General features: G+C 63.5%; 26 protein-coding genes and 1 riboswitch. Of the genes, 13 read left to right on the forward strand and 13 right to left on the reverse strand.

Annotated elements, in window-relative coordinates; translation table 11 throughout:
- Positions 1-65 precede the first annotated feature (65 nt).
- A complete protein-coding gene (locus OHD62_RS13445; RefSeq protein ID WP_263783251.1) occupies positions 66-788 on the forward strand; it encodes a YdcF family protein in 723 nt (240 codons plus the stop codon).
- A 28-nt stretch (positions 789-816) separates the two neighbouring features.
- Here the strand turns inward: OHD62_RS13445 and OHD62_RS13450 are convergent, their stop codons facing one another.
- Entirely contained in the window at positions 817-1,449 is a 633-nt protein-coding gene (locus tag OHD62_RS13450; protein WP_263783253.1) for a pyridoxamine 5'-phosphate oxidase family protein, read from the reverse strand.
- Positions 1,450-1,563: 114 nt separating this feature from the next.
- Between OHD62_RS13450 and OHD62_RS13455 the strand changes: the two genes are divergently transcribed.
- Together OHD62_RS13455 and OHD62_RS13460 are read left to right on the forward strand one after the other, a co-directional pair.
- On the forward strand, positions 1,564-2,475 hold the full coding sequence (locus OHD62_RS13455) for a LysR family transcriptional regulator (protein WP_263783255.1): 912 nt from the start codon (positions 1,564-1,566) through the stop codon (positions 2,473-2,475).
- 134 nt (positions 2,476-2,609) lie between these two features.
- Positions 2,610-3,410, forward strand: coding sequence for a lysophospholipid acyltransferase family protein (locus OHD62_RS13460; protein WP_263783256.1), 801 nt, complete (start codon positions 2,610-2,612; stop codon positions 3,408-3,410).
- Positions 3,411-3,422: 12 nt separating this feature from the next.
- Here OHD62_RS13460 and OHD62_RS13465 read toward each other — a convergent pair whose 3' ends face one another.
- The 3 genes from OHD62_RS13465 to OHD62_RS13475 all read right to left on the reverse strand — a co-directional run bounded on the left by OHD62_RS13465 (position 3,423) and on the right by OHD62_RS13475 (position 5,779).
- Positions 3,423-4,037, reverse strand: coding sequence for a LysE family translocator (locus tag OHD62_RS13465; protein WP_263783258.1), 615 nt, complete (start codon positions 4,035-4,037; stop codon positions 3,423-3,425).
- Positions 4,038-4,179: 142 nt separating this feature from the next.
- A complete protein-coding gene (locus OHD62_RS13470; RefSeq protein ID WP_263783259.1) occupies positions 4,180-5,127 on the reverse strand; it encodes an aldo/keto reductase in 948 nt (315 codons plus the stop codon).
- 115 nt (positions 5,128-5,242) lie between these two features.
- Positions 5,243-5,779, reverse strand: coding sequence for a gamma-glutamylcyclotransferase (locus tag OHD62_RS13475; RefSeq protein WP_263783261.1), 537 nt, complete (start codon positions 5,777-5,779; stop codon positions 5,243-5,245).
- A gap of 113 nt (positions 5,780-5,892) precedes the next feature.
- Between OHD62_RS13475 and OHD62_RS13480 the strand changes: the two genes are divergently transcribed.
- On the forward strand, positions 5,893-6,891 hold the full coding sequence (locus tag OHD62_RS13480) for a DUF2125 domain-containing protein (RefSeq protein WP_263783263.1): 999 nt from the start codon (positions 5,893-5,895) through the stop codon (positions 6,889-6,891).
- Positions 6,892-6,895: 4 nt separating this feature from the next.
- A complete protein-coding gene (locus tag OHD62_RS13485) occupies positions 6,896-7,822 on the forward strand; it encodes a sugar kinase (RefSeq protein ID WP_263783264.1) in 927 nt (308 codons plus the stop codon).
- Positions 7,823-7,841: 19 nt separating this feature from the next.
- Here OHD62_RS13485 and OHD62_RS13490 read toward each other — a convergent pair whose 3' ends face one another.
- Positions 7,842-8,777: a prephenate/arogenate dehydrogenase family protein gene (locus tag OHD62_RS13490; protein ID WP_263783265.1), complete on the reverse strand. Its 936-nt coding sequence runs from the start codon at positions 8,775-8,777 to the stop codon at positions 7,842-7,844.
- Positions 8,778-8,781: 4 nt separating this feature from the next.
- The gene (gene hisC / locus OHD62_RS13495) at positions 8,782-9,891 is read right to left on the reverse strand and encodes a histidinol-phosphate transaminase (protein WP_263783266.1); all 1,110 of its coding nucleotides are present in this window, start codon (positions 9,889-9,891) and stop codon (positions 8,782-8,784) included.
- Positions 9,892-10,028: 137 nt separating this feature from the next.
- Positions 10,029-10,106, forward strand: a riboswitch (SAM riboswitch).
- A gap of 116 nt (positions 10,107-10,222) precedes the next feature.
- Between hisC and metX the strand changes: the two genes are divergently transcribed.
- Together metX and metW are read left to right on the forward strand one after the other, a co-directional pair.
- Positions 10,223-11,392, forward strand: coding sequence for a homoserine O-acetyltransferase MetX (gene metX / locus OHD62_RS13500; protein WP_263783267.1), 1,170 nt, complete (start codon positions 10,223-10,225; stop codon positions 11,390-11,392).
- A gap of 115 nt (positions 11,393-11,507) precedes the next feature.
- Positions 11,508-12,122, forward strand: a complete 615-nt coding sequence (metW, locus tag OHD62_RS13505) for a methionine biosynthesis protein MetW (RefSeq protein WP_263783268.1) — start codon at positions 11,508-11,510, stop codon at positions 12,120-12,122.
- Between the two features lie 23 nt (positions 12,123-12,145).
- On the opposite strand, the gene OHD62_RS13510 is transcribed toward metW, so the two are convergent.
- Complete coding sequence (locus OHD62_RS13510; RefSeq protein WP_263783269.1) at positions 12,146-12,466, reverse strand: DUF1330 domain-containing protein; 321 nt, start codon at positions 12,464-12,466, stop codon at positions 12,146-12,148.
- 329 nt (positions 12,467-12,795) lie between these two features.
- Here OHD62_RS13510 and OHD62_RS13515 point away from each other — a divergent pair, with 329 nt between their 5' ends.
- Positions 12,796-13,731, forward strand: coding sequence for a glycosyltransferase family 2 protein (locus tag OHD62_RS13515; protein ID WP_263783271.1), 936 nt, complete (start codon positions 12,796-12,798; stop codon positions 13,729-13,731).
- A gap of 33 nt (positions 13,732-13,764) precedes the next feature.
- On the opposite strand, the gene OHD62_RS13520 is transcribed toward OHD62_RS13515, so the two are convergent.
- The 3 genes from OHD62_RS13520 to OHD62_RS13530 form a co-directional block, all read right to left on the reverse strand.
- A complete protein-coding gene (locus OHD62_RS13520; RefSeq protein ID WP_263783272.1) occupies positions 13,765-14,571 on the reverse strand; it encodes a DUF1194 domain-containing protein in 807 nt (268 codons plus the stop codon).
- 84 nt (positions 14,572-14,655) lie between these two features.
- Entirely contained in the window at positions 14,656-16,473 is a 1,818-nt protein-coding gene (locus tag OHD62_RS13525; RefSeq protein WP_263783273.1) for an ABC transporter ATP-binding protein/permease, read from the reverse strand.
- A gap of 120 nt (positions 16,474-16,593) precedes the next feature.
- On the reverse strand, positions 16,594-17,382 hold the full coding sequence (locus OHD62_RS13530; RefSeq protein ID WP_263783275.1) for a class I SAM-dependent methyltransferase: 789 nt from the start codon (positions 17,380-17,382) through the stop codon (positions 16,594-16,596).
- Between the two features lie 202 nt (positions 17,383-17,584).
- Here OHD62_RS13530 and gloB point away from each other — a divergent pair, with 202 nt between their 5' ends.
- Entirely contained in the window at positions 17,585-18,352 is a 768-nt protein-coding gene (gene gloB, locus OHD62_RS13535) for a hydroxyacylglutathione hydrolase (protein ID WP_263783276.1), read from the forward strand.
- Between the two features lie 60 nt (positions 18,353-18,412).
- Entirely contained in the window at positions 18,413-18,850 is a 438-nt protein-coding gene (locus tag OHD62_RS13540) for a cupin domain-containing protein (RefSeq protein WP_263783277.1), read from the forward strand.
- Here the strand turns inward: OHD62_RS13540 and OHD62_RS13545 are convergent.
- From OHD62_RS13545 to OHD62_RS13555, 3 genes are read right to left on the reverse strand one after another with little or no spacing between them, the layout of a single operon-like run.
- A complete protein-coding gene (locus OHD62_RS13545) occupies positions 18,847-19,518 on the reverse strand; it encodes a lysoplasmalogenase (RefSeq protein ID WP_263783278.1) in 672 nt (223 codons plus the stop codon). The genes OHD62_RS13540 and OHD62_RS13545 overlap by 4 nt on opposite strands.
- Entirely contained in the window at positions 19,515-20,402 is an 888-nt protein-coding gene (locus OHD62_RS13550) for a DMT family transporter (RefSeq protein ID WP_263783279.1), read from the reverse strand. The genes OHD62_RS13545 and OHD62_RS13550 overlap by 4 nt, the downstream gene beginning before the upstream one ends.
- Positions 20,403-20,445: 43 nt before the next feature.
- The gene (locus OHD62_RS13555; protein WP_263783280.1) at positions 20,446-21,234 is read right to left on the reverse strand and encodes a DUF3108 domain-containing protein; all 789 of its coding nucleotides are present in this window, start codon (positions 21,232-21,234) and stop codon (positions 20,446-20,448) included.
- Positions 21,235-21,490: 256 nt separating this feature from the next.
- On the opposite strand from OHD62_RS13555, the gene rpmB reads away from it, so the two are divergent.
- The 3 genes from rpmB to OHD62_RS13570 all read left to right on the forward strand — a co-directional run bounded on the left by rpmB (position 21,491) and on the right by OHD62_RS13570 (position 23,296).
- Entirely contained in the window at positions 21,491-21,787 is a 297-nt protein-coding gene (rpmB, locus tag OHD62_RS13560; RefSeq protein ID WP_140784042.1) for a 50S ribosomal protein L28, read from the forward strand.
- Positions 21,788-21,880: 93 nt separating this feature from the next.
- Positions 21,881-22,546 (forward strand): queuosine precursor transporter, encoded by a 666-nt coding sequence (locus OHD62_RS13565; RefSeq protein WP_263783281.1) that lies wholly within the window; start codon positions 21,881-21,883, stop codon positions 22,544-22,546.
- Positions 22,547-22,606: 60 nt separating this feature from the next.
- Positions 22,607-23,296 (forward strand): hypothetical protein, encoded by a 690-nt coding sequence (locus OHD62_RS13570; protein ID WP_263783282.1) that lies wholly within the window; start codon positions 22,607-22,609, stop codon positions 23,294-23,296.
- The last annotated feature ends 9 nt before the right edge of the window (positions 23,297-23,305 follow it).

Genomic DNA, 23,305 nt, shown 5'->3' on the forward strand with positions numbered 1-23,305 from the left:
AACCTGCCGTAACGCAAAGTGCGACTTCGACCTACCAAAGGCCGCAATTCGGGGTTAACCATGAGATGATGGACGCGAGGGACTCGATCGATACGGCTGGACGCATGCCAGTTCTGGTCATGCTTTCGCGCGGCTTTGGCAAACTTGGCCGGCTAAATTCCATAATCCGTGTCTGCGCGTTTTCCGTGCTCGGGCTGATAGCGGTTTTTGTCGGCGGCTTTGCTCTCTTTGCCAATACTGTCAGCCATCTGACGACGCCGGCCAATCCGGCTAAGGCCGATGCCATCATCGTTTTGACCGGTGGCCAGTCGCGCCTTGACGCGGCGATGAGCCTGCTTGCATCCGGCAAGGGCGAGCGGCTGCTGATCAGCGGCGTGCACCCATCCGCCAGCCGCCGCCAGTTGCAGGCCGCGACCGGCGGCGACACGAAACTGTTTTCCTGCTGCGTCGACATCGACCGCGCCGCGCTCGACACGATCGGCAATGCCGAGGAAAGCGCCAAATGGGTGGAAGACCACGCCTACGGCACCGTAATCCTCGTCACCAATAACTATCACATGCCGCGCAGCCTGCTGGAAATGGGCAGGCTCTTGCATGGCGCCAAGCTCGAGCCCTATCCGGTGGTCAACACCAAACTCGACAATGGCGGCTGGCTGACCAAGCCCAAAGCGTTGCGCGTGCTGTTCACCGAATACAACAAGTATCTTCTGGCGCTGGCGCGCGGCATCGTACCGGTGAAGCCAACGCCTGACGGCATCGCGTTGGCCGAGGCCGCCGCACCGAATTAAGCTGTCCCTGGGACCCGGAGTGGCAGCATTATCCTTTGCCCGGAGTGCTTGGAATGCCGCGCAGGCGCGCGATCTCCTGTTCGAGCCATTCGATACGCTTGTCCCGCTCGGCCAGCGCCGCGGCCACATCAGACGCTTCGAAACGTTGCGGGATGTGCTGCGGGCAATTGGCATCCCAGGCCGAGACCGTGAACAGGATGATCTGCTCGGGGCGCGCCTTGTAACCCTCCGGCATCAGTTTCCCCATCAGCTCGGCGTCGTTCTCGATCACGCGCGCTTTGCCCCAGATCTTGATGCGCTGCCGGTGCGCATAGTCGATCAGGAACAGGAAGGCGCGCGGGTTGTCATCCAGATTGCCCTGGGTGATGAATTGCCGGTTGCCGGCGAAATCCGTGAATCCAATCGTCCGCTCGTCGAGCACCTTGAGGAAGCCGGCCGGCCCGCCGCGATGCTGGATGTAGGGCTGGCCCTCGCTATTGGCCGTCGAGAGGAAGACGCTGGTCTGCGCCTCGATGAAGGCGGCGAGATCGGGCGTGATGTCGGCTTGCCAGCCACCGCGCTCCTCGACCCGGGCATAGGCGGCGCGAGAGCCTTTGCGGGCCTGGATCGCCTTGACGGTCGGTGTAAAGGCGACGTCGCTGGTGAAAGCATGGGCGTTCATGGAAGCCTCCTTCAGGCAAAGTCTCGAACCATAGTCCATCCTAAATAGAGCCTTCCATCTTTCGGATGCAGATGGCAGATTTGCAATCTATCCTTCCATTTTCCGGAAGAACCTATGGATCGTTTCGAAGCCATGTCGCTTTTCGTCACCGCCGCGGAGACCGGCAGCCTTTCGGCCGCGGGGCGCCATTTCGGTATTCCGCTTGCAACGGTCAGCCGCAAGGTCTCCGACCTGGAGCGGCACCTGAACACGCGTCTCCTGAACCGCTCGACGCGGCGGCTGACGCTGACCGATGCCGGCCATGCCTATCTCGCCGCCTGCCGCCGCATTCTGGAGGAGGTCGGCGAGGCCGAGCGTGCCGCCGCCGGCGAATACAGCACCCCGACCGGCGAATTGATCGTCACCGCGCCGATCGTCTTTGGCCGCCTGCACGTGTTGCCGGTCGTCACCGGTTTCCTCGCAGCCTACCCCGACGTGGACATCCGCCTGACGCTTGCAGACCGGATAACCCAATTGATCGAGGAACATATCGATCTCGCCATCCGCATCGGCCAGCTTCCCGATTCAAGCCTGGTCGCCGTCCGCGTCGGCTCGATCCGTCGCGTTGTTTGCGCGAGCCCGGCCTATCTGGCCGAACACGGAACGCCAAAGACCCCGAACGACCTTGCCGCGCACAGCTGCATCGCCTTCGAGGGGCTGACCTCTCCGGCCACGTGGACCTTTGCCGCAGGCAAGACCGAACGCGCTGTCCCGATCCGCTCCAGGCTTCGGGTCAACACCGCGGAAGCAGCGATCGATGCGGCGATTGCCGGTGTCGGCGTGACAAGAGTGCTTTCCTACCAGATCGCCGCCGCGGTGCGCTCGGGTATGCTCTGCCCAGTGCTGGAAGCGTTCGAGCCGCAGCCATGGCCGGTGAACCTCGTGCATGCCGGCCAGGGCCTGCTGCCGGTAAAACTGCGCGCCTTCCTCGATTTCGCCGCCCCGCGCCTCAAGGAGCGCCTGGCGCAGGCCACGTGGCAGGCTTGAGGCAGGTGGTAGACCGGGAGAAGGAGCGGGCTGCGGCTCATTGCCGGCCAGACCGATCTCCGCCCATCGCGCCGTTTCCTTTTTGCCCGCGCTTGGTGTAACCAACGCACACTTCCTCACCGGGCACTTCCCACATGCTCTATATCCGCTCGTTGGCGTTCAACCTCGTCTTCTACGTCAATTTGATTGTCCAGATGATCCTCTGGACGCCCTACTATTTTCTGTCGCCGCGCCATCGCGCCTGGTTCGTGCCGAAGTTCTGGTCGCACACCTCGATGTGGCTCTACGACAAGATCGCCGGCACCGGAAACGACATCACAGGGCTGGAAAACCTGCCCGAGGGCTCTTTCATCCTGGCACCCAAGCACCAGTCTTTCTGGGACGCGATCGCCTTTTTCCCCTTCCTCAACGACCCGCTCTACATTCTGAAGCGCGAGCTGACCTGGATCCCGTTCTTCGGCTGGTACATCATGAAGATGCGGATGATCCCGGTCGACCGCGGCAGCCGCTCGAAAGCGCTGAAAGCGGTGGTCGCCGCCACCAGGCAGGAAATGGCGCGCAACCCCCGCCAGCTGATCATCTATCCCGAGGGCACGCGCCGACCACCGGGCGACGAGCCGGCCTACAAATACGGCATCGTCGAACTCTATGCACAACTTGGCGTTCCGGTGGTGCCGGTCGCCCATGTCGCCGGCCTCTACTGGCCACGCCGGAAATTCATGCGCTATCCCGGCACCATAAAGGCTCGCTTCCTGGCGCCGATCCCACCGGGACTGGACAAGGAGGAATTCATGGAACGGCTGATCGGCGAGACGGAAGCCGCCTGCGACCAACTGCTCGTCGAGGCCTCACGCTCGCCAAACCCGCCGCCCATGCCGCCGACGGCGGTGAAGCGGCTGGCCGAACTGGATGCAGCCGCGAAAACGAAAGACTGATTTGAGGCGCCTTCAGGCTAACGCAGCCAATGCCGTGGTCAAAACCAGTATCGCCGCAAAAATCAGATTGATGATTCGCGAGGCGCGCGGCCGGCGCAGGAAGCGCGCAAACGCTGCCCCGGCGAGAAGCCACAGGACGTGGATCGCGACGATCATCACGGCTAGAACCACCAGCTTGAGCCGCGTGTCGAGATCGTACGATGGCGTGGCGGCGAACACGGCGGCAATCGCCACATAGGCTTTTGGATTGGCGACGGCCAGAAGGAGGCCACCCAGGAATGTGGGAAGCGCGGCCCCGTCGGTGCGCGCCGCCACGGGCGGGGCCGTTGCGATCTTGAAAGCAAGGTAGAGTATGTAGGCCGCGGACGCCGCGGCCAGCAGCGGCGTCAGGTTCGGTACTGAGGCAAGCATTACCATGACGCCCGTCGTCACCACCAAAAGCACCGCGATGGTGCCAGCAATGACGCCGGAGGCGTAGCACAGCGAATAGCGCAGGCCGAAAGCGGCCCCGACGGCGGCGACGCTGATCGTCGCCGGCCCCGGACTACCCATGACGACCGTCGATGCCAGGACAAGCGTGAGCAAGCGTTGCCATAGTTCCGCATGGGAGAGGATCTGTTCGGCCACCTGGCGTCCCTGCATCTTGCGACGATCGACGATGCAGGGACGGTACGACAAGGCCGCGCCGGATGTCTTGAACGATCGTGCGTCCCCAGCCGGGTGCTGGCTGACGAAATGTCACGGACGCGCGGGCAGCTTTAAATTGCGGCTACGCACTCGCTTTGTCGAGCTCGGCCATATCGTCCGGTCCGAGCTTCAATGATGCCGCACGCGCCAGGCTGTCCACCTGATCCAGCGTCGTGGCGCTGGCGATCGGGGCGGTCACGCCGGGCCGCGCGATCGCCCAGGCGAGCGCCACTTCCGCCTGTTTGGCCGAATGCCGGGCCGATACCGCGTCGAGGGCAGCCAGAATACGCATGCCGCGCGCATTGAGATAATCCTTGACGCCGCCGCCGCGCGGGCTTTTGCCGAGATCGGCTTCGCTGCGATATTTGCCGCTCAAAAAACCCTTGGCGAGGCTGAAATAGGTGATGACGCCAATATCTTCAGCCGCACACAAATCGTGCAGCGCGCCGTCGAAGGACGAGCGGTCATAGAGGTTGTATTCCGGCTGCAGCACCGCATAGCGCGGCAGGCCGCGCAGGCTTGCCACATCGAGCGCTGCGCGCAGCTGGCCGGCATCGAGGTTGGAGGCGCCGGCGTAGCGGATCTTGCCCTTGGCCAACAGCTTCTGGTAGGCGCCGAGCGTTTCCTCGTAAGGCGTGGCCGGGTCTGGCCAATGCGACAGATAGAGGTCGACGACGTCCGTCTGCAGCCGCTTTAGCGACGCGTCTATGGCTTTCTCGATATAAGCGGCGGAAAGATCCTTCCTGCCCTGCCCCATATCCGATCCGACCTTGGTGATCACCACGACCTTGTCGCGATTGCCGCGGCTCTTCATCCATTTGCCGATGATGGTTTCCGATTCGCCGCCCTTATTGCCGGCAATCCAGCGCGAATAGGAATCGGCGGTGTCGATGGCGTTGAGGCCGGCGCCGACAAACCGGTCGAGCAGGTCGAAGGAGGTTTTCTCGTCGGCGGTCCAGCCGAAGACGTTGCCGCCCAGAACCAGCGGCGCGATGGACAGGTCGGTTTGACCGAGACGACGTTTCTGCAAGGCTGATCTCCACGAGGATGGGAAAGCTCGGACGGGAAGCGCCCGACTGGGCTTAACCTATGTCGTGCCGCACGGAGGTCAAAGGCCAGGTCGTCCTTTACACTCCACCAGCACTTCACAAAGGCGCGACCCGCCGCGCCACCTCTTCCAGCCAGTGGTCACGGATTCCCAGCGCCTCGAGATGCTCCAGCGTGTTCGAGACATAGTCCTCGTTCCTTCCAGACTGGCCGACAGCGCCGCGAACGACGCTCGCCGCGTCCGCGGCGTCGAGCGCGCCGGCATACTGCTCATGGTCGCGGTCGACAATATAGGCGACCGCCTCGACCGTCTTGCCCGCGCCTGTATCGCTGTCGTCGAGACGGACTCGCAGCAGGCGCTCGAGATAGACGTTGGTGACCAGCTCGCGTTCACGCAGATAGGTGATGACCTCGTCGCGCAGATCACCGGGGACGCGGAAAGCCAGGCCGATGCAAGAGCCGCCGCGATCGAGGCCGAGCACCAGGCCGGGCCGCTCGCGCGTGCCGCGATGCACGAAGGAGTAGACGCAGAGCGACCGGCGGTAGCCGTGCAGGCGCGCACGCCGCGTCTCGACATGCGCAAATCCCGGTCGCCAGATCAGCGAACCATAGCCAAAAACCCAAAAATCGCCCATATCGCCAAGCCTGACTGCAGCACCGCACCGGAATCGGTGTCTTTTCAATCGTTTCCGTCTATCTCTGTTGCCGGAAACGATAGCCTGCAACACGCGTTAACGAGAGCCGCAGCATGACGTCAAGTGAAGAGCGCCCGCCGGATTTTCGCCGCCGCCTCTTCTGGCTTGCCGCCTTCCTCGCCGTGCTGTTCGGCATCTATAGCGCCGGCTGGTTCTACCTGGCCGACAAGGTCAGGAGCGAAACCGACAAAGCCATCACCGAGCTCAACGGCAATGGCATCGAGGCTGACTGCGCCAATCTCACGGTCAGCGGCTATCCGCTGAGCTTTGCCATTTCCTGTGACAATCTGGCCTATCAGGACGACACCAGGAACGTCGCCGTTTCGAGCGGCAGCCTCAACGCCGTCACGCAGATCACACGGATTCTGTCGCCGTTTGCCCAATTGCGCGGGCCGCTCAGGACCTCGTTTCCGGGTATGGCGCCGCTATGGATCGACTGGGACAATCTGCAGGCGAGCGCGAAACTGTCCTGGCCCTTGCCGCGGCGCGTTTCGGTGGAGGCCGAGGGCCTGTCCGGCCAGACCGACCCGGCCGACGGCACCGACCCAGCCGAATTGTTCAGCGCAGGCACCGCGGCCGGGCAACTCAGTCCGAATGGCCAGGACATCGGCTATGTCGGGAGTTTTACCGATCTCGAAATCGACCCGGATACCATCGACGGGCGCGTGCTGCCGCCACTCGACGGCAGCGGCGACATGACCTTGAAGAACGGCGTGGCGCTGATCAAAACGCAAGCCAGGAGCCTGCGTGGCCAGGCGATCGATATCGCCAAGCTCGATCTGTCGTCGGGAACCGCGCGCGTCACCGTTTCCGGACCGGTGTCGGTCAGTGCCGATGGATTGATCGATGCCAACCTGATGATCAAGCTGAACGACCCGAAAGCCGTGGCGGCAATCCTCGGCGCGGCCATCCCAGAGCAGAAGAGCCAGATTGAAACCGGCTTCGCCGGACTGGCCCTGCTCGGCAACGAACCGTCAATGCCGCTGAAGATCGTCAAGGGCAAGGCCTCGCTGGGTTTTATCCCGCTGGGCAAGATCAAGCCGGTCGATTGATCCCATGAAGAAACCGGTCAGGCTCCTCAGCGTTGGCGCGTTCACCCTCGACACCATCCTTCGTGTCGAGACGCTTCCCGTGCATCAGGGCAAGTTCATGGCCACCGACGGTGTCCAGATCGCCTCGGGCATGGCAACAAGTGCCGCCTGTGCAGCGCGACGCCTCGGCGCGGAGGTATCGCTCTGGGCGAGCGCGGGAGACGACGCCGTCGGCGATCAGCTCGTCGCCGAGATCGAGGCAGAAGGCGTCGATTGCAGCCTTGTCCGGCGCGTTCCTGGCGCGCGATCGGCGCTGGCGGCCATCCTGGTCGATGCCCATGGCGAGCGTATCATTGTCCCTTTCTACGACAAACGGGCGCAGGCCGATCCCGAGATGCTGCCTGTCGCCGACCTTTCGGCATTCGACGCCGTGCTGGTCGATGTGCGCTGGCCAGGCGCTGCCGCCCTGGCGCTGGCGGCGGCGCACGCCACCGGCCGTCCGGCGATACTCGACGCGGACACCGCACCGCTCGAGGTGCTGGAGCGTCTGCTGCCGCTGGCCTCGCACATTGTTGCTTCGGAATCGGCGGCGCGCATCGTCTGCGGCCAGGCCTTGGACCCGGAGACCGCCTGCGCCGAGCTCGCCTGGCGCACCGATGCCTTCGTCGCGGTGACGGGCGGCGCGGCGGGAAGCTGGTGGTTCGACCGCCCGGCGCTATCCGTGCGCCATGTCGCGGCGCCGAGGATCAAGGCGGTGGACACTCTGGCCGCCGGCGACGTGTTTCACGGCGCCTTTGCCGTTGCCTTGGCTGAAGCCAAGCCGGTCGAGCAGGCCCTGCGCTTTGCCAGCGCCGCCGCCGCGCTCAAATGCCTGCATTTCGGCGGCAGGCTGGGCGCGCCGGACCGGGCCGAAACGCTGGCTATGGTCGAAACCCATTGGCCCGCGGACTGACCGAGGGCATCGGGGCGATCTACCCCTTCGGCGGGTGCTCGACCGCCTGGCGTCCGAAATCCGGCGCGTCGATATCCTGGCCGGCCTCGATGATCGAGCGGCGCACGGCCCGGGTGCGGGTGAACAGGTCGAACAGCTTTTCGCCGTCACCCCAGCGGATCGCCCGCTGCAGCGAGGCAAGGTCTTCCGAAAACCGCGCCAGCATTTCGAGGATCGCGTCCTTGTTGTGCAGGCAGACGTCCCGCCACATGGTCGGGTCGGAAGCGGCGAGACGGGTGAAATCGCGAAAGCCGGAGGCCGAATATTTGATGACTTCGGACTTGGTCACCGACTGCAAATCGTCGGCGGTGCCGACGATGTTGTAGGCGATGATGTGCGGCAGATGCGAAACGATGGCCAGCGTCATGTCGTGATGTTGCGGATCCATCGTATCGATGTTGGAACCGCAGCGGCGCCAGAATTCCGAGAGCTTTTCCAATGCCGCCGGATCGGTGCCGGGCAGCGGCGTGAAAATGCACCAGCGGTTCTCGAACAGCTCGGCGAAGCCAGCGTCCGGTCCCGATTTTTCGGTGCCCGCCAGCGGATGGCCGGGGATGAAATGGACGCCGGCTGGCACATGAGGCTCGATCTGCGCGATCACCGACGCCTTGGTCGAACCGACATCGGTGAGGATGGCGCCCTTTTTCAGCGCCGGTGCGATCTCCTCGGCGACTTCACCCGAGGAGCCAACCGGCACCGACACGATGACCAGATCGGCATCGCGCACCGCTTCCCTGGCATCCATGGTGTAGGAGGAGCCTAGGTCCAGTTCCCTGGCACGCGCCAGCGTCGTTTCGCTGCGCGTCGCGATGGCGACATGGTGGGCGAGGCCCTCGCGGCGGATAACGCGGGCCAGCGACGAGCCGATCAGGCCGATGCCGACCAGCGCGATCTTTTCAAACATCGGTGATGTCATTGTTTCAGCTTTTCAGGAATGTCTTGAGTGCGGCGACAACGCCGCGATTGGCCTCTTCGGTGCCGATGGACATGCGCAGCGCATTCGGGAAGCCGTAGCCGGAAACGCGACGCAATATGTAGCCGCGCTGGGTCAGATAGTCGTCGGCGGCGGCCGCCGAATGCTTCTCGTCCTTGGGAAAGTGGATGAGGATGAAATTGCCGACGCTCGGCGTCACCCGCAGCCCAAGCCTTGTCAGTTCCTCGCTCAACCAGGCCAACCAGGTTTCGTTGTGCGCCACGCTGCGCTCGACATGGGCGCGGTCGCGGATCGCGGCAATGCCGGCTTCGATCGCCGTCGCGTTGACATTGAAGGGACCGCGAATGCGGTTGATCGCGTCAACAATGTGCATGGGGCCATACATCCAGCCGATCCGCGCGCCGCCAAGTCCGAGCTTGGAGAAGGTGCGGGTCATGACCACGTTCTCGGTCCCGCCGACCAGTTCGATGCCGGCTTCATAGTCGTTGCGGCGCACATATTCGGCGTAAGCCGCATCCAGCACCAGAAGCACGTTTTTTGGCAGCCCGGCATGCAGTCGGCGCACCTCCTGGAACGGCATGTAGGTGCCGGTCGGGTTGTTGGGATTGGCGAGGAAAACGATCCTGGTACGCGGTGTGACGGCCGCCAATATCGCATCGACGTCGGCGCGCTCGTCGGTTTCCTTGACCGCGATCGGTTTGGCTCCCGCCGACTGGATGTAGATCTTGTAGATCATGAAGGCGTGTTCGGTGAAAATGGCTTCGTCGCCCGGCGCCAGATAGGTCTGCGCCAGCAGGCCCAGGATCTCGTCGGAACCATTGGAACAGATGATGTTTGCCGCATTCAGGCCGTGCACCTCGGCGATCGCCTCGCGCAGGCGCCTGGCGGTGCCGTCGGGATAGACGTCGAGCTTCGCTGCCACTTCGCGCGCGGCCTCGATCGCCTTCGGCGAGGGGCCGAGCGGGTTCTCGTTCGACGACAGTTTGTGAACTTTCGCCACGCCGGCTGGGGCCGTGCTTTTGCCCGGCACATAGGCCTCGATGTCCATGATCCCCGCGCGGGGCGTTGGACGTGCCTTATCCGGTCTCTGGTTCATGTCGCAAAAATCCGTCGAGAGCGCTTCCCGCCCGGAAGCCGCAGCGGAAATACAAGCCGTGGCCCGGAATGTCGAGAGGTGGCAGTGGTGCGGGCAACTGGCCGTTGACGGCGCGACGCGCGAGTTCTAGAAGGACAGCACAGTTCCGTGGTGATTTGGCCGGTCGGCTTGCAGCCACGTTAAACAACTCGCTAAAGGGCCGTTTGCATCCTGTAACCGGCTTTGCGATGGCGTTGCCGGTTTTTTGTTGTCCGCAGCCGGCCGGACGACCGTATCGGCGCGACGATCGCAAGCGATCTTCGCAAAGCTGATATGAGTGTAAGAGGATGTGATGGCCATTCTGCGCGCTCAAAAAACCAACAACGAGGCCGACCAGCCGTCGAGCCCGGTGTTGCGTTTCGGCGCCGACAAGCCGCTCAAGCTCGACGCCGGCACGCTGCTGTCGCCGTTCCAGATCGCCTACCAGACCTACGGCACCCTCAACGACGCTCGCTCCAACGCCATCCTCGTCTGCCATGCCCTGACTGGCGATCAGCACGTCGCCAACACCAATCCGGTGACCGGCAAACCCGGCTGGTGGGAGGTGCTGATCGGCCCCGGCAGGATCATCGACACCAATCGCTTCTTCGTCATCTGCTCCAACGTCATCGGCGGCTGCCTCGGCTCCACCGGCCCCGCCTCGATCAATCCCGCCACCGGCAAGCCCTACGGGCTCGATCTGCCGGTCATCACCATCCGCGACATGGTGCGGGCACAACTCATGCTGATCGACCATTTCGGCATCGAAAAACTGTTCTCGGTGCTCGGCGGCTCGATGGGCGGCATGCAGGTGCTGCAATGGGCATCGAGCTATCCGGAACGTGTTTTCTCGGCGCTGCCGATCGCCACCGGCGCCCGCCATTCCTCACAGAACATCGCCTTCCACGAGGTGGGCAGGCAAGCTGTGATGGCCGACCCGGACTGGCATGGCGGCAAATATTTCGAGCACGGCAAGCGGCCTGAAAAGGGGCTGGCGGTGGCGCGCATGGCCGCTCACATCACCTATCTGTCCGAGGCGGCCCTGCACCGGAAATTCGGCCGCAATCTGCAGGACCGCGACGCGCTGACCTTCGGTTTCGACGCCGACTTCCAGATCGAAAGCTACCTGCGCCATCAGGGCATGACCTTCGTCGACCGTTTCGACGCCAATTCCTATCTCTACATGACCCGCTCTATGGACTATTTCGACCTTGCCGCTGACCATGGCGGACGGCTGGCCGATGCCTTCGCCGGCACCAAGACCCGCTTCTGCCTGGTGTCCTTCACCAGCGACTGGCTGTTCCCGACCGAGGAGAGCCGCTCGGTCGTCCATGCGCTGAATGCGGCCGGTGCCTCGGTCTCCTTCGTCGAAATCGAGACCGACCGCGGCCACGACGCCTTCCTGCTCGACGAGCCAGAGCTGTTCGCCGCCATCAACGGCTTCATTGCCTCGGCCGCGCGCGCAAGAGGGCTCAGCGCATGACCCCGAAAAGTTGCAGACTTTTCGGATCGGGATCATGCGCCAGGCATCAGCGCATGACCCCGGAAAGTTGCAGACTTGTCCGTCCGGGATCATGTGCCAAGCAGAAGGCCCGTCCATGAGCGTCAATCGCGCCCAGCGCGTCGACCTCGAGGTCGTTGCGGATCTCATCCCGCCGCAGTCGCGGGTGCTGGACGTCGGCTCCGGTGACGGCCTGCTGCTCGAATTGCTGCAGGAGACCAAGCTGGTCGACGGACGCGGGCTGGAACTGTCGCAGCGTGGCGTCAACGAGTGCGTGGCGCGCGGCCTCTCCGTCATCCAGGGCGATGCCGACAAGGATCTCGAATTCTATCCCGACAAGGGGTTTGATTTCGTCGTCCTGTCGCAAACGCTGCAGGCGACCCGCAACCCCAAGCTGGTGCTCGACGAACTGCTCAGGATCGGCAACCGCGCCATCGTCTCCTTCCCTAATTTCGGCCACTGGCGAGTGCGCCTCTCGCTGTTCGTCCACGGACGGATGCCGGTTAACGACGACCTGCCCTACTCCTGGTACGACACGCCCAACATCCATTTCTGCACCATTCGCGACTTCGTCAATCTGTGCGACGAGCTCGGCGCCACGGTTGAAAAGGCGACCGCGCTCGACGGCAACGGCCAGAAGATCGGCCTCTCCATGCCATGGTGGTTCTGGAATTTCTTCGGCCAGCAAGCGGTGTTCCTGCTGAAGCGGTGAAAATAGCGCCCCGGCGATACGCCCTATTCCAGGACATCCGTTGCATTGTGCGGATGTTCGACGCCATCGACGAACACCACGTCGGCTTGAGAATTGTCCGTGCGCAAGGCCAGTATCGCCTGGTAGGCCGGCGAATTGTACCAGCCGCGCGCATGATCCTTGTTGGGGAATTCGATGATGATGATGTGGCCCGGCCAATCGTTCTCGATCACCTCCACATCGCCGCCATGGACCAGAAAACGGCCGCCGAAGGGCTCCAGCGTGGCGTCGATCCTATGCAGATATTCGACGATCCCAGGTCCCATTGTGGCCTGGCGCATATGGGCAACAGCGTAAGCGGTCATGGCGAAACTCCCTTGTCAATTGAAGCCAAACAACAGGCTTCATGCGGGGCAGTTTGCCGACGGGCTGCACGCTGGTCGATTACCTCAAAGGTAATGAAATCTAGCTCCAAGGTCATGAAATGTACCTCCGAGACCATGGAGTGCACATCGGCAAAGGGTGGCGCCGTTGAGCGCCGAGTTGTAAATTCGCCACATCGGACCGACCACCGTTCACTTTGGCGTGACACCAGTGCTTCTTTTTTGTACCGTCCCGCCGAACGCAACCTTGGGGCGAGCATGGAAGGCGAATTTCAAATCCAATCGGTTGTCGTGGAACGCGCCGGGGCGACATGCCAGAGACGATGAACCCCGCTCCGCTCATCACAGTGATAACGCCGACCCACAACCGGCGCAGCAAGGTCTTGCGCGCCGTCGAGAGCGTGCTGGCGCAGAACCTCACACGCTTCGAGCACATTGTCGTCGACGACGGCTCGACCGACGGCACCGAAGCCGCACTTGCCGCCATCAGCGACCCCCGCCTCATCTATGTCGGTGCGAAATGGCGAGGCGCCAATGCCGCCCGCAATGCCGGCATCGAGCGCGCGCGGGCGCCGATTGTCACCTTCCTTGATTCCGACGACGTCTACTTGCCGAATCGGCTGGAGCGGACGATGGCCTGGTTCGAGGAGAACCCAACACTCGAAATCCTGATCAGTTCGTTCGTGTCCATGAAGGGTGGCCGCAGCACCAATTGCATCAACCGCGACGCGTTCTTGAACCGGAACACGCTGGAAAGGGCGTTGGTCGCGCAGACGATCTTCATCGCCGGATCCGCGATTACCGCCAGGCGCGAGGCCTTGCTGGCGATCGGCGGCTATGACAGCGACATAGCGCGGATGCAGGATCGCGAATTGCTGTTGCGCCTGGCCCGCCGCAGTGGTGCGCAACTGTCCGAAGACGTTGACTGGAAAAAGTACAATTCGGAGAATTCGATCTCCGGTCAGCGCGACGGCTATGTCGAAGCCTATGCGAACCTGATCTGCAAGCACCCCTATATCATCGACCGCTATCCCGACATTCCGCCCTACATGATCGCACGCCAGATCATCGCCGACACGATGAAGGGCAGGATCTCGCAGGCATTTGCCGGCTATCTGGCCAACCGGTCGTCGAAGGCGCTCGGTTACTCCATGCCGCAATTGCTGCGCGGCTATGTCGGCGGTCGGCGCTGGCGGCGCGATCTCTATGACGAGTTCCGCAGCAAATATGGCGCGCGGCCGGCGTAGCGCACGCCCCCGAAAAACGGAAATTGCAAAGTCTCACCGGTCGAGTTCCGGAAAGAACGGATCGGAGAAAAACCGCCGGTCGCGCTCGCCCTGCAAGCAGTCGATCGGCGCTGCCGCATCGATCCGGACCGGCCGGGGATCGGCCCAAGGGCTGCCGCTGACCTCGAGGATCAGCTTGCGGCGTATGGCGGTCGTGAATTCTGAAACCGCGTAGATCGGCAGCACGAAGGAGCCAGGTCCGCCGGTCACGCATTCGGCATAGTATTGGTCGAGATGGCTGAAGGTGGGTGACGGGCTGATCAGGATCGGCAGACCGTTGATGACGATGCCCTTCGCCACTGCGGCGTCGCGTGTCATGGTGACGGGCAAGCCGATATTGTTCGGGCCATCGCCTGAAATGTCGATGACGCTGCGTGTGGCATTGAAAGCGGTTCCATCCAACAGCTCCGTGCCGAAGGTGAGCGCGCCGGAAATCGAGGTGCCGCGAAAGCTCCTGAACGGGCGGGCCTCGATCCTGTCGGCGAAAGCATTGGCGCTCTCCGCACCGTCGATGACCTGCCAGGCAATGACCGCATCGCCGCGGACGGTGCCGGCCCATTCGAAATAGGCCAGCGCAATGCGGCCGGTCGTGCCCGAGCGCACCGCCTTGATGAAGTCGGGGTGGCGCAGCGCCTCGACATAGCCGGCGCGCTGCAGGGCGAACTCGTTTTCGTCCATCGACTGCGAAATGTCGACCGCCAGCACCAGCTCGACATCCACGGCGACGCTATTGGCCGGCGCGACCAAAGGCGCTGCCTGGGCGCAGGCAAGGCAGGCAAGCAGGCTGAGCGCGTCGAGCATGGTCTCAAGCTTCGCAGGCTTTGCAACGATGCCGACAATTTTCCCTGCGATCGCGGCGAAATAAAGCTGGCTGGATGAACCCGGTTACTTCTTCTCCCGGCGCACTGCAACGGCCGGCGGCGGCTCGATCGCTCCGGCTCTGACGCGGGCCGGCTTGAGAGCTGGGCGGCCGGTATCCTTCACGATCGTCAGTGAGCGCGGAAAGAACTGATTGTTGTGCTGACCGCGGCCAATGTTGAGGATGGCCGCACCGGCGAGACGCGTTTCCAGCATCGACAGCACCCGTCTCAGCGTGGCGCCGTCGAATGTGTCCAGCGCCTCGTCGATGATCACCCATTTCGGCCGCCGCAAGGCGAGCCTCGCAAACGCCAGCAGGCGCTGCTCGTCATTGCTGAGCTCATGCTCCCAGCGCGCGGAACGGTCGAGCGAGGACGACAGGCGCTCGAGACCAACCTCGGCGAGCACGGCCGAAATCTCGGCATCGTCGACCTTGGCGGCGCCGCCCGTGTGATTGAGCACCTCGCGCAACGTGCCGAGCGGGAAATAGGGGGTGTGCGGAACGAAGACGGGCACTTCCTTGGCCGGCATGCCGATCCGTCCGCTCCCCCACGGCCACAGTCCGGCGATGGCGCGAAAGAACAGCGTCTTGCCGGCGCGCGGATCGCCGGTGAACATGACGCGTTCGCCGGCGCTGATCTCGACATGCGGCTCGGCAAGCTTGGTGCATCCGTCGGGCGAGGCAATTTCGAGCTTCTCGAAAGTCAGGCGGCCATCCGGGTTCTCGCCGAACACGATGCGTTTTTCCGTGTCGTGAAGCACATCCGTTTCGCCAAGCGCGATACGGAAGTCGGCGACGCGCATCAGCGTGGCGCGCCAGTCGGCGATGGCGCCGATATTGTTGATGAACCAGCGCAGCGACGCATTGACCTGGTTGAAGGCTCCGACCGCCATCATCAGCCCGCCGAAGCTGATATCGCCGGCGAAATAGACCGGCGAAGCAACCAGGATCGGCGCGACGACGGTGATCCAGCCATAGGTATCGGTAACCCAGGACAGGTTGATCTGTGCGCTGTAGATACGCCGCATGGCACCAAGCACCGTGCCGAGGTCGAGCTCGAGCTGGCGTTTCGCATCGGCTTCGCCATGGGCAAGCGCTATGGCATCGACATTCTCGTTGACGCGAACCACCGAGGACCGCAGTTCCGCCTCGCGCGAATAGCGATCGCTGTTGAAGCGGATGAGCGGCCGTCCGACCAGCCAGCTCAGCCAGGAGGCGATGCCGGCATAAAGGATCGCCGCCCAGACCATGTAGCCGGGGATCGCCAGCGAATGGCCGCCGATATGGAAGACGAAGCCGGAAGACAGCGTCCACAACACCCCGATGAAGGATGCGAGCAGAATGAAGGATTGCAGCAGCCCGACGCCGAGATCGGTCGAAAGATCGGAGAGATGTCCGACATCCTGCTGTATGCGCTGATCGGGATTGACGCCGATGGCGCCGGCATGGGTCAACCGGAAGGCGCGCGCCGGCAGCATCCATTCGCCGATCAGGTCGAGCGTCAGCGCCTCGCGCAGCTTCAGCCGGATCATCTGGTTGAGCCAGGTCTGACCGACATTGAGCACCAACAGCGTGCCGGCTATTGCCGCAAAGACGAGAAGCTGGTGCAGGAATCCCTGCATGTCGCGCCGCGCCAGTGCGTCGTAGAAAGGCTGGTTCCAGCGATTGAGCAGAACCTGCCCGATTGAGGTCGCCACTATGACGGCGACGATGCCGATAGAGAGCCAGAGCAGATACTTGCGGATCGGCGAGGCCGCCAGCGCCAGCCTGATCGTCGCGAGCTGGTCTCTTAGGCTGCTGGCCTCGACCGAAGCGCGGGCCATGTCATCCGGATGATCAGCCATGAGTGAGATCCCTGCGTTCGGAAGCGGCACTGAAACCGGTCACGGGCATTGGCGGCCCGCGCCTTCAACCGGGCTGCAAACCCGCTTTCGACAGATAGTTAGGAAAAAACGCAAGCCTGATCACGAACGCGTCACCCTTGTGGGTGAAGACGCTCCCTCGCCGGTCTGGCGCAGCCGGCCGAGCCTGGTGGCGCCATGCGGCGAAAAAACCGGCACGAAGACGCGGCGCGAAGCGCGCTGGGCGACCGGTACGCCCTGATAGAGCCGCTTCTGCGCCTCGACCACGATGACGCCGGAAAAGATCGGCCAGAACCGCCGGCCCGCGCGTTCCAGCACATTGTGGAACCGCATCATGAAGCGCCGCCGCGATGGCGGGAAGAACAGGGCATCGGACCATGCGGCGGGCGTGAAATTCGTTTCGCGCAGCAATTCGGTGAGCTGGCCGCGCGAGAAGGGCCGGCCATTGCCGAACGGTGTATGCTCGAAACGGGCCCAGACGCCGCGCCGGTTGGGCACGACGATGACGACGCGCCCCGCGGGCGACAGCACCCTCCAGATCTCGTTCAGCGTCTCGCGCGGGTTCTCGGCATGTTCGAGCGAATGGACGAGCAGCATGCGGTCGATGCAGGAATCGACCAGCGGCAACTCCTCGTCGAAGACCAGTGCCGTCGCCGTCGGCCCGGTCGCCGGCCAGACCACCGCGCCTTGCGTCGCCGGCATGAAGGCAAAGACACGCTCGGCATCGGCGCCGAAGCGCTCCAGCCATGGCAAGGTATAGCCGAGGCCGACCAGCCGCTCGTTGGGCACTACGGCCCATATCGAGGACAGCGCCATGGTGATCGAGCGCTCGGCGAGCCGCCCGAGCGTGGTCGAATAGAAGGAACGGAGATCAACGATATCGGAATGCATGCGCCGGACGGTAGCTTCGATGCCGTCCAAGTTCAACAAAGGCGGATGACATCCGCGGGCAAGCGCCCTATGTCTGCGGCGACGACTGCATCGGCCCGAAAATCGGATTCGATTTTCGGAAAGCACGATGCAGCAGATAGAAAGTGTTAGAGCGTCCTTTGTGCGTCCAACTGGACGCACGGCGCTCTAATGGAGAGATGCGATGCCGGTTGAGATCGAACAATTCATGTGCCGCAGCGACAATTTCGGCGTGCTCGTGCATGACCCCAAAAGCGGCCAGACCGCGCTCATCGATGCGCCCGAGGAGGCGCCGATCCTGGCTGCAATAAAGCGCACCGGCTGGACGCCGACGATGATCCTGACCACCCACCATCATGTCGATCATGTCGAGGCCAATCTGGCGCTGAAAGAGCGCTTCAAGCTGCGCATCGTCGGGCCGGAGGCGGAAAAGGCGAAGATCCCAGGCATCGACGAGACCGTCGGCCAGGGCTCGGTCATCCATCTCGGCGACGAGAGGATCGACGTGATTGCCACGCCCGGCCACACGGCAGGCCATGTCACCTATCATCTGCCGGCGTCGAAAGTGGCGTTCGCCGCCGACACGCTGTTTGCGCTGGGCTGCGGGCGGCTGCTCGAATGCAAGCCGCCGGTGATGTATGATTCGTTGAAGAAGCTCGCAGCACTGCCGGCCGAGACGGTCGTCTATTGCGGCCATGAATACACGCTCGCCAACGCCCGCTTCGCGCTGACGGTCGATCCGACCAATTCGGCGCTGAAGGAACGCACGGCGAAGATCGAGGCGCTGCGCGCCGATGACAAGCCGACGCTGCCGACCACGATTGGCGAGGAACTGTCGACCAATCCGTTCCTGCGCTGGCACGACCCTGCAATCCGCAAGCATCTCGGCATGGAGAAGGCCACCGACGCCGACGTGTTCGCCGAGATCCGCAAGCGCAAGGACAATTTCTAGAGCACGATCCCCGACCGAAAATCCGATGCTCAAACAAAAAGCCATGCTAGCCTGCAACGTATGACCAGCGCCGCCGAAATCATCGCCACGCTCGGCCTTAAGCCACATCCGGAAGGCGGCTGGTATGCCGAGACCTTTCGTGATGGCGAAGAAGGGACGCGCGGCCATTCGACCGCGATCTACTTCCTGCTGGAAGAGGAACAACTATCGGCCTGGCACCGGGTCAAGGACGCGGCCGAGGTCTGGCATTTCTATGCCGGCGCCCCGCTGGCGCTGTCGATGCATCAGGAAGGCGGTCCGGTGGTCGAACAGGTGCTGGGCACGGCTCTTGCCGCCGGCGAACGGCCACAGATCGTCGTGCCCGCCGGCTGGTGGCAGTCGGCGCGCAGCCTGGGTGAATGGACGCTGGTCGGCTGCACCGTGGCGCCAGGCTTCGATTTCGCCGCCTTCGAGCTGGCCGCGCCGGGCTGGGAGCCTAAGTTGGGGCCTGATCCCTAGCTAAGCAGAAAACCCAGGGTGATCGCCAACTGGGCGGCGTAGTACAGCGCCCAGACCGCGTAGCGCATCCAGACGCGGTGCGGCGAGATGGCGGGCGCTAGGAATTTTTCCGCGGCCAGCAGCCCGTCGGACGCCATGAACAGAAGCGCGCCGCCGATGACCCAGAGGCTGTTCAGGGTCAGCGCCGCAATGCCCATGGCGAGGATTGCCACGATATAGACGCTGACCGGAAGGCGCAGGCCGGGGCCGACACGGCGCCAGAGCGCAAAAAGCATGGCGAGCGCAAAGACGGCCATCGCCACGGCAATCGCCCCGCGCCACGGTTCGGCCGAGAGCAACCCGACCCCACCGCCGGAGCGCAGGAACAGCACGATATAGAGCACATGAGCGGCGAGAAAACTGGCGAGCCCGCCGAGAAAGGCCTTTTCGCCGTCACGCGACAGGAAGGCGTCACCCATGGCACTGAGCGCCAGCGCCGCGACGAGCATTAACGGACCGCTCTGCAGCGATGCCAGCACGGCAAGCATCGCCACGGCCAGCGTCTTTGCCGCCGATCGCGCCAGCGTCGGCCGCATGTCTGATGTGAAAGCGTAGATCACCGCTGCTGCGACGGAGAACACCAGCGTCGCATTGGCGTTGGCGTCAATACCGCCGGGAAACGGCATCATGCCTCTGCCCCGCCGGTTGCCCGCTTGCGGAAGAATAGCGACTTCGCCGCCAGCGCTGCGCCACCGGTGATGAGCACGCAGGCCGCGAGAATGCGCAGCGACGGCTCGGCGAAGCCGGCGGCAATCAGCACCAGGGTAGACAGCAGCGGCGCGGCATAGCTCGCCGCGCCCAGAACCTGGATGTTGCCGCGCTTGACGCCGATATCCCAGGCATAGAAGGCAGCACCCACCGGCATTAGTCCGAGGCCGAGCACGGCCAGCCACTGGCCGGCGCCATCAGGCCACACCGTCCTTTCAAGCACGAGATGGCAGACGAGCGAAAGTGCTGCCGTCGCCGCGCAGAACCAGGTGACGATGCTGGTTGGCACCGAGGGAAAGCGCCGCGACAACAGCGAATAGGACGACCACAGCAGCGCGCAGACGCCGGCCATCGCATAGCCGAAGGCATAGCGCGCGTCGAAGGCCAGGCCGCCGCCCTTGGTTACGATCAGGACCGTGCCGGCAAGGCCGAGCAGCGCGCCGACGACATGATTCCACGCCAGCCGCTCGCCCGGCATCAGTGCCGATCCAAGCACGATCAGCAGCGGCCACAGATAGGCAATCAGGCTCGCTTCCACCGCCGGCGCATTGCGCAATGCGGTGAAGTAGAAGAAGTGATAACCGAACAGGCCGGCAATGCCGATCACCCACACCTGGCGTGGTATCTTCCGGCTCCTGTCGGCGGCCGGCATAAATAGCCGCGCGACGAGCCCGACGCCGGTGCCGATCGTAAAGGTGATCGCCGACAGCAGGAAGGGCGGCACGGCGCCGGAAGCGTCGGTAAGCAGCGCCAGCAGCGCCCACATGGCGACCGCCGAGAAGCCGATCAGTGTTGCGCGCGCCATGCCCGTCGGCCCTGTGCCTATTTCTGGCGGCGCGCGAACGCGCCTACTCAGTTGCTTCGAAACGCCCGGCGCTGACGGTGAGTGTGCCGATCTGCGTGGTGACCGTGGCGTGGATCGGCGCATATACGCCGGTTTGGCCGACTGGCGCAAACGTCACCATGATGACGGCGCGATCCTTCAGGTATTTCAGGGCTTTGCGGTTCTTCCGGTAACCCGCCACCGGCTCGAAGCCCATCCTGCAGGTGACGGTTTCGCCCTTGTAGCCCCGCACCGAGGTCGAGCCTTTCGAAGCGTAGGTCAGTACCAGATTGGCGCGCATCTCGCCGTCATAGAGTTTCACCGTGCGCCCGCAGACCTTGTCGAGGCTGTCGGCATGGACGACGGTGGCGGCCATCGGATCGAGCACCGATGCCAGATCGCTGGCGCCCAGCGCTATCCAGTTCTTGGGATTGCGCTTCTTCGGCTCCGGCACGACTTTGGTCGACGTCACGACGCCATTAGCGAACTGGATATCGATCATCGACGCCTTCTTGCCTGACTTGTAGTCGGCGCGGAACGCCTGTGGCTGCAATTGCCTGCCCGAAATCTTGCCCTTTGACGAGATCGTGCCCTGCGTATCGTCGAACAGCGTGGCCAGCCCGGCGCTGGAGACGCTGCCGTCGATCGAATAGGTATCGCCTTCATAACTGCTGGAGAATGTCGCCTTGGCCACCGAAAGGCCAAGGAAAGACACCGTATACTCGCCCTTGAAGGATTGCGTCGCCGCAGTGGATGTCGCGGTCGGCAGCGCAACGGCAAGCAAGGTGAAAACAGCATGTGACGCACGAAGCATGGCGGGGATCGGTCCTCGTTTTTCGGCCGGAGATGGGCGGTACCGGCCTAGCATGTCCCTTTGCGACCGCTTATAGGCTGAATTCCGGCCTTTATGTGGAGGACGCCATCATGCTCCTGTGGCAGGCCGAGCTTGACGCACGGGCGAAATGCAACTATGGAACGCCAACTTTTTCCATAAGGCCGCCTGACCGAAACCGCGCGCCACCCGGCGCGGGTTGAATGTTTGGCCAGATCGAGAACTGAAGGTTAGAACCATGTCCCGCACCTGCGAACTCACTGCCAAGGCAGTCCAGACCGGCAATAATGTGAGCCACGCCAACAACAAGACCAAGCGCCGCTTCCTGCCGAACCTCGTCAATGTGACGCTGATCTCGGAGGCGCTGAACCAGAATGTGCGCCTGCGCATTTCGGCCAACGCGCTGCGTTCGGTCGAGCATCGCGGCGGCCTCGACGCATTCCTGGCCAAGGCCGACGCCAAGGAGCTGTCGCAGCGCGCCCGCCTGCTGAAGAAGCAGATCGCCAAGAAGCTGGCCGAACAGCCGGCAGCCTAAGCATTTCTTCGGGCGACCGCCTCTAAAACAACAAGGGACCGCTATCCGGCTTTCGGGTAGCGCTCCGCTGGTTCCATTACCCAGGATAAAAAAATGACTTCCTTCTCGCGATACCTGCCCTTTGTGGCCGCCATGGCGCTTGTCGTCGTGGCGTCGAACATCCTCGTGCAGTTCCCGATGCAGGGTGCGATCGGCGACCTGTCGCTGGGCGACATTCTGACCTGGGGCGCCTTCACCTACCCCTTCTCCTTCCTGGTCACCGACCTTGCCAACCGCCGCTATGGTCCGGCCGTGGCGCGCAGGATCGTCTTTGTCGGCTTCATGACGGCGGTGGTCTGTTCGATCCTTGTGCCGCCCTTCCTGTTCCGCCACGAGACGGCCGCCGACCGGCTGGTGCGCATCGCGGCGGCTTCGGGGGCAGCGTTCCTGACCGCGCAACTGCTCGACGTCACCGTGTTCAACCGGCTGCGCCGGCAGAGCTGGTGGCGCGCGCCGATCGTCGGCACGCTGGTCGGCTCGGTGTTCGACACGCTGGTGTTCTTCACCGTCGCCTTTTCGGCGGCCTTCGCTTTCGCCGGCCCGAGCGATGGCTTCGCGCTGGAGGCGGCGCCCCTGATGGGCGTGCTGCCGATCGAAACCATGCGCTGGGTATCGTGGGCGCTCGGCGATCTCAGCGTGAAACTGATCATCGCCGTGGTCGCGCTGATCCCCTACCGGCTACTTGCCGCCCGCTGGAGCCAGCCGGCGCTGGCTGTCTAGAGCATGATCCCGAAAAGTGGCACCCGGTTTTTCGGACAAGATCATGCTCAAGGGTAGAGCATGATCCCCTGGGTCCAGCTCGACGCAGCAAAAACGCCGGATGGCGGACAGGAACTGCGCCTGAAGCGGCGCGGCACCGAATTCTCGATCATGCTCGGCGCCAACGAGCTGATGAGCAGCCGCCTCAGCGGCTCCGAGGCGGCGTTGGCCAGACTGTCCTGCGAAAGGATTGCCGGCCGCAGGCAACCCAGAATCCTGATCGGCGGGCTCGGCATGGGTTTCACGCTGCGCGCCGCCCTTGCTGAGCTTGGCGCCGATGCAGGCGTCGTTGTTGCGGAACTGGTGCCAGCTGTGGTCGCCTGGGCGCGCGGCCCAATGGCCGAGGTGTTTGGCGGTTGCCTCGACGATCCTCGTGTCAGCATTCGCGAGGCGGATGTCGGGCAGCTCATACGATTGGAGAGATCCACCTGGGACGCCATTCTGCTCGACGTCGACAATGGCCCGGAAGGGATCGTCTACAAAGCCAATGATGCTCTCTACGGCGCGGCCGGCCTCGGTGCCGCCCGTGCCGCGCTCAAGCCTGGCGGCGTGCTGGCTGTGTGGTCACAAGGACCGGACTCAGGCTTCACGCGCCGGCTCAAGCAGGCAGGCTTCGCCGTCGAGGAGATCAAGACCCGCGCCAACGGCAAGCGTGGCGCACGCCACGTCATCTGGCTGGCGACCAACGGGCCAAAGCCTGCGGCAGGATGAGAGCCGCCC

This window comes from Mesorhizobium sp. YC-39 (genome assembly GCF_025753795.1).
Lineage (GTDB): Bacteria > Pseudomonadota > Alphaproteobacteria > Rhizobiales > Rhizobiaceae > Mesorhizobium.

Bases quoted from the DNA above. Each gene is read 5' to 3' on its own strand.
- OHD62_RS13445 (WP_263783251.1), top strand. From the start codon at position 66: ATGATGGACGCGAGGGACTCGATCGATACGGCTGGACGCATGCCAGTT.
- OHD62_RS13450 (WP_263783253.1), bottom strand. From the start codon at position 1,449: ATGAACGCCCATGCTTTCACCAGCGACGTCGCCTTTACACCGACCGTC.
- OHD62_RS13455 (WP_263783255.1), top strand. From the start codon at position 1,564: ATGGATCGTTTCGAAGCCATGTCGCTTTTCGTCACCGCCGCGGAGACC.
- OHD62_RS13460 (WP_263783256.1), top strand. From the start codon at position 2,610: ATGCTCTATATCCGCTCGTTGGCGTTCAACCTCGTCTTCTACGTCAAT.
- OHD62_RS13475 (WP_263783261.1), bottom strand. From the start codon at position 5,779: ATGGGCGATTTTTGGGTTTTTGGCTATGGTTCGCTGATCTGGCGACCG.
- OHD62_RS13480 (WP_263783263.1), top strand. From the start codon at position 5,893: ATGACGTCAAGTGAAGAGCGCCCGCCGGATTTTCGCCGCCGCCTCTTC.
- OHD62_RS13485 (WP_263783264.1), top strand. From the start codon at position 6,896: ATGAAGAAACCGGTCAGGCTCCTCAGCGTTGGCGCGTTCACCCTCGAC.
- OHD62_RS13490 (WP_263783265.1), bottom strand. From the start codon at position 8,777: ATGACATCACCGATGTTTGAAAAGATCGCGCTGGTCGGCATCGGCCTG.
- hisC (WP_263783266.1), bottom strand. From the start codon at position 9,891: ATGAACCAGAGACCGGATAAGGCACGTCCAACGCCCCGCGCGGGGATC.
- metX (WP_263783267.1), top strand. From the start codon at position 10,223: ATGGCCATTCTGCGCGCTCAAAAAACCAACAACGAGGCCGACCAGCCG.
- metW (WP_263783268.1), top strand. From the start codon at position 11,508: ATGAGCGTCAATCGCGCCCAGCGCGTCGACCTCGAGGTCGTTGCGGAT.
- OHD62_RS13510 (WP_263783269.1), bottom strand. From the start codon at position 12,466: ATGACCGCTTACGCTGTTGCCCATATGCGCCAGGCCACAATGGGACCT.
- OHD62_RS13515 (WP_263783271.1), top strand. From the start codon at position 12,796: ATGCCAGAGACGATGAACCCCGCTCCGCTCATCACAGTGATAACGCCG.
- OHD62_RS13520 (WP_263783272.1), bottom strand. From the start codon at position 14,571: ATGCTCGACGCGCTCAGCCTGCTTGCCTGCCTTGCCTGCGCCCAGGCA.
- OHD62_RS13525 (WP_263783273.1), bottom strand. From the start codon at position 16,473: ATGGCTGATCATCCGGATGACATGGCCCGCGCTTCGGTCGAGGCCAGC.
- OHD62_RS13530 (WP_263783275.1), bottom strand. From the start codon at position 17,382: ATGCATTCCGATATCGTTGATCTCCGTTCCTTCTATTCGACCACGCTC.
- gloB (WP_263783276.1), top strand. From the start codon at position 17,585: ATGCCGGTTGAGATCGAACAATTCATGTGCCGCAGCGACAATTTCGGC.
- OHD62_RS13540 (WP_263783277.1), top strand. From the start codon at position 18,413: ATGACCAGCGCCGCCGAAATCATCGCCACGCTCGGCCTTAAGCCACAT.
- OHD62_RS13545 (WP_263783278.1), bottom strand. From the start codon at position 19,518: ATGATGCCGTTTCCCGGCGGTATTGACGCCAACGCCAATGCGACGCTG.
- OHD62_RS13550 (WP_263783279.1), bottom strand. From the start codon at position 20,402: ATGGCGCGCGCAACACTGATCGGCTTCTCGGCGGTCGCCATGTGGGCG.
- OHD62_RS13555 (WP_263783280.1), bottom strand. From the start codon at position 21,234: ATGCTTCGTGCGTCACATGCTGTTTTCACCTTGCTTGCCGTTGCGCTG.
- rpmB (WP_140784042.1), top strand. From the start codon at position 21,491: ATGTCCCGCACCTGCGAACTCACTGCCAAGGCAGTCCAGACCGGCAAT.
- OHD62_RS13565 (WP_263783281.1), top strand. From the start codon at position 21,881: ATGACTTCCTTCTCGCGATACCTGCCCTTTGTGGCCGCCATGGCGCTT.
- OHD62_RS13570 (WP_263783282.1), top strand. From the start codon at position 22,607: ATGATCCCCTGGGTCCAGCTCGACGCAGCAAAAACGCCGGATGGCGGA.